General features: G+C 66.8%; 5 protein-coding genes and 1 pseudogene. 5 read left to right on the top strand and 1 reads right to left on the bottom strand.

Annotation, left to right across the window (positions count from 1 at the left end; genetic code table 11):
• The 5 genes from ACIPIA_RS08565 to ACIPIA_RS08545 all read left to right on the top strand — a co-directional run.
• Positions 1 to 1,644: lytic transglycosylase domain-containing protein (locus tag ACIPIA_RS08565; RefSeq protein ID WP_400508543.1), on the top strand; the 1,644-nt coding region annotated here is incomplete at its 5' end.
• Positions 1,645 to 1,881: 237 nt separating this feature from the next.
• The gene (locus tag ACIPIA_RS08560) at positions 1,882 to 3,039 is read left to right on the top strand and encodes an amidohydrolase (protein ID WP_400508541.1); all 1,158 of its coding nucleotides are present in this window, start codon (positions 1,882 to 1,884) and stop codon (positions 3,037 to 3,039) included.
• A complete protein-coding gene (locus ACIPIA_RS08555) occupies positions 3,036 to 4,331 on the top strand; it encodes an MFS transporter (protein WP_400508539.1) in 1,296 nt (431 codons plus the stop codon). Before ACIPIA_RS08560 ends, ACIPIA_RS08555 begins: the two co-directional genes overlap by 4 nt.
• A 10-nt stretch (positions 4,332 to 4,341) precedes the next feature.
• Positions 4,342 to 4,770, top strand: coding sequence for a MarR family winged helix-turn-helix transcriptional regulator (locus ACIPIA_RS08550; protein ID WP_400508537.1), 429 nt, complete (start codon positions 4,342 to 4,344; stop codon positions 4,768 to 4,770).
• A gap of 79 nt (positions 4,771 to 4,849) precedes the next feature.
• On the top strand, positions 4,850 to 5,743 hold the full coding sequence (locus ACIPIA_RS08545) for an alpha/beta fold hydrolase (RefSeq protein WP_400508535.1): 894 nt from the start codon (positions 4,850 to 4,852) through the stop codon (positions 5,741 to 5,743).
• 279 nt (positions 5,744 to 6,022) lie between these two features.
• Here the strand turns inward: ACIPIA_RS08545 and ACIPIA_RS08540 are convergent.
• Positions 6,023 to 6,265, bottom strand: a pseudogene (locus ACIPIA_RS08540) (hypothetical protein); the annotation flags it as partial.

The following is a 6,265-nucleotide window of genomic DNA, read 5'->3' as shown; positions in this document are numbered from 1 at the left end:
AAGAGTCCCGTCATCGTCAGGGCTTTCTTCCACGGGCAGCAACCGGTTTCCCCCGCGGGCCGGATCGCGCTTGCGCTCGCTCTCAAGGCGGAAGGACGAACGGAGGAGGCCGTCGCGCTCGTGCGGCAGAGCTGGCGCAAGGATCCGTTCGGACAGGCGCTGGAGAAGATCGTCCTCAAGGAGTTCGAGACGGCGCTGACGAAGGACGAACATCGTCTGCGCGCCGAGCGCTTCCTGTTCAAGGAGAGCGGTGAGGCCGCGCTTCGCAATGCCGCCCGTGTCTCTGCCGACTATGTCGTGCTGGCCCGGGCGCGGCTTGCCAGCGCCGTCGCGCGCCGGCCGATTCCGGAAAAGCAGATCGCCGCCGTGCCGGCTTCCGTGCGCAGCGACGTCTCATTCGCCTTTCTTCAGGCTCAGCAGGCGCGCCGCGGCGACAAGCTCGACGATGCCGTGAAGGCGCTCGCCAATGTGCCGCGCGATCCTGCCGTTCTCGGAGATGGCGACGGCTGGTGGGAAGAGCGGCGGATCATTGCACGCAAGCTTCTCGATGCCGGCCAACCTGCTAAGGCCTATGAGGTCTCGGCCGGCCACGGCGCCGAGGACAATGCCGAACGCCTCGAGGCGGAGTGGCATGCGGGCTTCCTCGCCCTTCGCTTCCTGAAAAAGCCGGATGTGGCACTGAAGCATTTCCAGGCGGCCGCGGCCATCGGCGAGACGCCGATCTCGGTGGCGCGCGCCGCTTATTGGCAGGGCCGCGCCTATGAGGAGCTTGGCAAGGCCGAAGAGGCCAAAGCCGCCTTCGGCAAGGCCGCCGAACAACCGATTGCCTATTACGGCCAGCTCGCGCGGGCGAAGCTGGGCCTTGATCGTCTCTCGCTCCGGAGCACCCCGGCCGCCGGCCTCGAAGCCCTGCCGGGCCATCGCGGCGTGCGACTGCTCTACCGGATCGGCGAGCGCGACCTTGCGACGCTGATGCTGAACGATCTGGCTCAGCGCCTGCACACGACCGAAGCCCTGGAAGCCATCGCCGCGATCGCTCAGCGCGAGGCGGATGCCCGCGCGCTGGTAGCCATCGGCAAGGCCGCGCTTCAACGGGGCTTTCCACTCGACATGGCCGCCTATCCCGTCAACGGCATCCCGGAGTTCGACGTGCTCGGCGATCCGATGGAGCGCGCCATCGTCCACGCCATCGCCCGACAGGAAAGCGCTTTCGACCCAGCCGCGATGTCGCATGCCGGCGCGCGCGGCCTGATGCAGATGATGCCCGCGACCGCGCGCGAGACGGCGCGCAGAGCCGGCCTGCCCTTCGACTGGCAGCAGTTGGGCCAGGACCCGCTCTACGCAGCGCGGATGGGCGCGGCCCACCTCAACGACCTGCTGAAGGAGTGGCGCGGCTCCTACATCCTGACCTTCGCAGCCTATAACGCCGGTTCGCCCAATGTTAAAAAATGGATCGCAGCCTATGGCGACCCACGCGACCCAGAGGTCGACGCCGTCGACTGGGTCGAGCGCATCCCGTTCTCCGAGACGCGCAACTACGTACAGCGCGTGATGGAGAACCTGCAGGTCTATCGCGAGCGGCTGAATCAACGCACCGCCTATCTGATCGACTACGATCTGAAGCGCGGCGGCAAGCTAGACTAGCCGCTTCCGCCCCGCCACGTCCGACATCTCCCGGGCCAGCAAAGTCGCGGCCCGCGCCTCGACGCAGTCGCAGCGCCTGCGTTGCCTCCCGAAATAACTTTGCCTGTTTGATCCGCGGGAACGAGGCGTCGTCCCTTCCGCCGCGCCTCTCCTTCCGGCTTCGAAGCAACGATCTTCCCTGCCAATTGCAATATTTGAAACATTCAATTACCTGTTTCCTGCAGCGGAGGGATTTCGATGCTGCAGGACATTGCCGACTTCGCGCCGACGCTTCAGGCGTGGCGCCGCGATCTTCACGCCCATCCCGAGATCGCATTTCAGGAATTCAGGACCTCGGACTTCGTCGCGCGGACGCTCGAATCCTTTGGAATCGAAGTACATCGCGGGCTGGGCGGGACGGGCCTCGTCGGCGCCATCAAGGGCGCGGCGCAGGGGCCGACCATCGGATTGCGCGCCGATATGGATGCCCTGCCGATGGAGGAGCAGACCAACCTCGCCTATCGCTCGAACAAGGAGGGGCAGTTCCATGGCTGCGGCCATGACGGGCATACGGTGATGCTGCTGGCGGCCGCGCGCCATCTCGCCGCGAACCCGCCGAAGCGCGGCAAGGTCCATCTCATCTTCCAGCCTGCCGAGGAGATCGGCCAGGGCGCCGAGCGCATGATCGCCGACGGGCTGTTCGAGCGCTTCCCCTGTTCGCAGGTCTACGCGCTGCACACGATCCCGCTCTACGAGGAAGGCACGGCGGCCGTCCGCCCCGGCGCGACGCTGAGCGGCACCACGGTCTTCGACATCCGGATCGACGGCGTTGGCGGCCACGGCGCCGCTCCGCACACCACCGTCGATCCGCTCCAGGTCGCTGCGCGGCTGGCGAGCGAGATATCCTCCATCGTCGGTCGCCATGTCGACCCGCTCGCGCCCGCCGTCATCAGCCTCGGCCGCCTCTGCGCCGGCACCGCCGCCAACATCATTCCAGCCTCCGCCGAGCTCAGCGGCACGATCCGCACCTATGATCCGGCGACCGAGGCGCTGATCGTCCGGAAGCTCGACGCCATCTGCCGCGGCTTCGCCGAAATGTCGGGCTGCACGGTCTCCTGCACCAGGAAGGCAAGCTGCCCGCCCTGCCTCAACGACCCGGACGCGGCTGACGCTGCGGCTGCCGCCGCCGGGGCCGTGCTCGGTGAAGCCAAGGTCAGGAGGGATCTCGCGCCCCTGCCCTTCTCCGATGACTTCGCGCTGATGCTGCGCCAATGGCCCGGCGCCTACATCTTCCTCGGCCAGCCCGGCGCGATGTGCCACCACCCGACCTTCGATTTCGACGACCGCCTGCTCCCGATCGGTGCCAGCATCCTGTGCCGCATCGTCGAGCGCCAGACCCAAGAGGCCCGCGCATGACTGCCGCCGCCATCCCTCTCGGCCGGGCGCGTTCGCCTGCGATGGTCCGCCGGGCCGTCATCTCGTCGGTCATCGGCAATGGCCTCGAATGGTACGACTTCCTGGTCTACGGCTTCTTCGCGACCATCATCTCGCAGGTCTTCTTTCCCAGTTCGGACCCGCTCGTCTCGGCGCTTCTGACGGCCGCGACATTCGCGATCTCGTTCCTGGTCCGGCCGATCGGCGGCGTGCTGCTCTCGACCTATGCCGACCGTTTCGGCCGCAAACCGATCCTGACGGTGATGATCCTGATCATGGGGTTCTCGACCGTGCTGATCGGCCTGACGCCGAGCTACGCGACGATCGGCATCCTCGCGCCAATCCTCGTCATCATCGCGCGCATCCTGCAGGGTATCTCCGTCGGGGCCGAATTCGCCTCGGCCACGGCGATGCTGGTGGAATATGCCCCGCCCGGCCGCAAGATGACCTATGGCAGCTTCCAGATGTGCTCGCAGGCGCTCGCCCTGGCCCTCGCAGCCTTCTCCGGCTACGCGCTGGCGACGCTGCTGACGCCCGAGGCGCTCCAGGGCTGGGGCTGGCGCATTCCCTTCCTGCTGGGCTCGCTGATCACGCCGCTGGGCTTCTACATCCGCCGCTTCGTCGACGAATCCCCGGAATATGAGAGCAAAGGCGGCCAGAATGCCGTGCGCACGCCGTTCCGGGCCGTGCTGGCCGAGCATCGCAGCGCGCTGCTGCGCTGCTGCGGCATCATGATCCCCGGCACCGCCTCGAACTATGTCTGGTTCATCTTCCTGCCGGGCTATGTCGTGCGCCAGCTCAAGCTGCCCTTCACCAGCGCCATGCTGAGCTCGCTGATCGGCGGCATCCTGCTCTTCGTCCTGGTGCCAATCATGGGCCGCCTTGCGGACCGCTGGAGCGCGATGAGCGTCTGGCTCGTCGGGATGCTCAGCTTCTCGGCGCTGTCCTATCCGCTGCTCGCCTACGTGGTGGCGGAGCCGAGCTTCGAGCGACTGCTGCTGGTCCAGGCGATCTGCGCGCTGCCGATCGCCGCGATCTGGGCGCCGACGCCGGGCCTCCTGGCCGGCATGTTTCCGACCCATGTCCGCTCGACCGGAATGTCCGTCGCCTACAATGTCGTCGTGCTGCTGTTCGGCGGGCTTGCCCCCTTCACCCTGACCTGGCTGGTGGCCAGGACCGGATCAGACATGATGCCGTCCTACTACCTGCTCGCCTGCGGCGCTCTCTCGCTGCTCGCCCTTTCGCTGGCGGGCCGCCAGAACGAACGGCACTGACGCACCGCCGATGCCGCCGCGCGACGCCTTCCTGACCTTCCGGCTGGACCAGATCAGCCAGACCGCGATGGCGCGCGCGTCGCAGGTCTACAAGGCCCGGCTCGGCCTCAACATCCGCGAGCTGCGCGTCATGCGTGCCATCGGCGACGAGCCGGGGCTATCGTCGCGCGCACTATCGGAGGCCACCTTCATCGAGCAGACGCTGATCTCCAAGCATCTGCGCAAGCTTGTGGACGAAGGCTACGTCCAGCGCAGGATCGAAAGTGCCGATGCGCGGAAGGTCGCCCTTCACCTGACTGCGAAGGGCGAGGCCATACGCAGCGAGGCCGACCGGCTGGGCGAAGAGATGGAGCGGGACTTCCTCTCCGTGCTCTCCCCGGAAGAGCTCACCAGCTTCAACAACTGCCTCATCAAGCTGCGAAGCTGGGGAGCCTCCTGAGGAGCGCGGCGGCGATGCCGGCTTTCGCCCCCGGCATCAGCATGGTTAGGTGCCTCGAACGCACCATATCGAGTTCCTCATGGCCAGCGACTCCGCCTTTACCTCCCGCTTCGTCAGCGCGCGCGACGGGCTCAATCTGCATCTGCGCGACTATGGTCCGCTCGAGGCGACGGCGTTGCCGGTGATCTGCCTGCCGGGTTTCGCCCGCACCGCGGCGGACTTTCACGAACTGGCCCTGGTCCTTTCGCAGGACGAAGCCAAACCGCGGCGCGTGCTGGCGCTGGACTATCGCGGGCGCGGACTGTCCGAATTCGACAGAGACTGGAAGAACTACGACATCCGCATCGAACTCGACGACCTCATGCAGACCCTGGTCGCGACCGGCATCGATCAGGCCGTCTTCGTGGGCACCTCCCGCGGCGGACTGCTGACCATGGCGCTTGCAACGGCGCGCCCCGCCGTGATCCGCGGCGCGGTGTTCAATGATGTCGGGCCCGTCATCGATGCGCGCGGCCTGCTGCGTATCCGCGGCTATGTCGGCAAGCTGCCCGTGCCGCGCAGTTTCTCGGAGGGCGCAGAGATCCTGAAGCGGCTCTCGGACCAGCAGTTCACGGCGCTGAGCGACGCGGAATGGGAGGTGATGGCGCGCCGAACCTGGACGGACCGCGACGGCGCCTTGCGGCCCGACTACGACATCAGGCTGATGAAGGTGCTCGAGGAGCTCGATCTGGAAGCGCCCCTGCCGGTGCTGTGGACCTATTTCGACGCACTGAGGACGATGCCGCTGCTGGCAATCCGCGGCGCCAATTCAGACCTTCTCGCTGAGGCAACCTTGCAGGAGATGGCCGATCGCCACCCCGATTGCGAAACGGTCACCGTCCCCGGGCAGGGCCATGCGCCACTGCTGAGCTCGAAGGACCTGGTTCGCCGCATCGGCAAGCTCATCGCCCGCGCCGAACGCCAGCCGGGCTGAAGCTCACGTGGCCGCCGGCCACGTCGAGAACCTGCGATCGCCTGCCAGCTTCAGGACCGACCATATCGAACATCTGCGGTCGCTTGCTCTCGCCTGCCGCGATCCCGGGCGGGCAGGAACCAAGTCAGCACGCCATTAGCCTCAAGGGCGCTACGGTCGCTGCTCGAGTCCTCACAAGATCATCGCGTTCGTGACCGGTGCCGGCGGGGCCATACCGGGCGCGCGCAACAAAAAAGCCCCGGGTTTCCCCGGGGCTTCCGACTAGGATCGGAGAACCGATCAGAAGTCGCGCTGGATGCGCAGGCGAGCGGCGACGGTGTCTTCGCTCTTGATCAGGCGCGTAGCGACCGAACGGTTGCCGAAGTTGTCGACGGCCACGACCGGCTGACGCATGTCGAGGTGCGAGTAGAGAACCTCGACGCCGATGTCGAGGCCGGAAACCGGCGACCACACCAGGTTGGCGAGGCCGATGAACTCCTTCGGGTCCATCGAGCGCTGCAGGCCGACAGTGCCCGGCGTGAC

The organism is Allobosea sp. CER48 (assembly GCF_044752385.1).
Classification (GTDB): domain Bacteria; phylum Pseudomonadota; class Alphaproteobacteria; order Rhizobiales; family Beijerinckiaceae; genus Allobosea.
The sequence above is the reverse complement of the archived record's forward strand: the minus strand, read 5'-3'. Positions and strand labels throughout refer to the sequence as shown.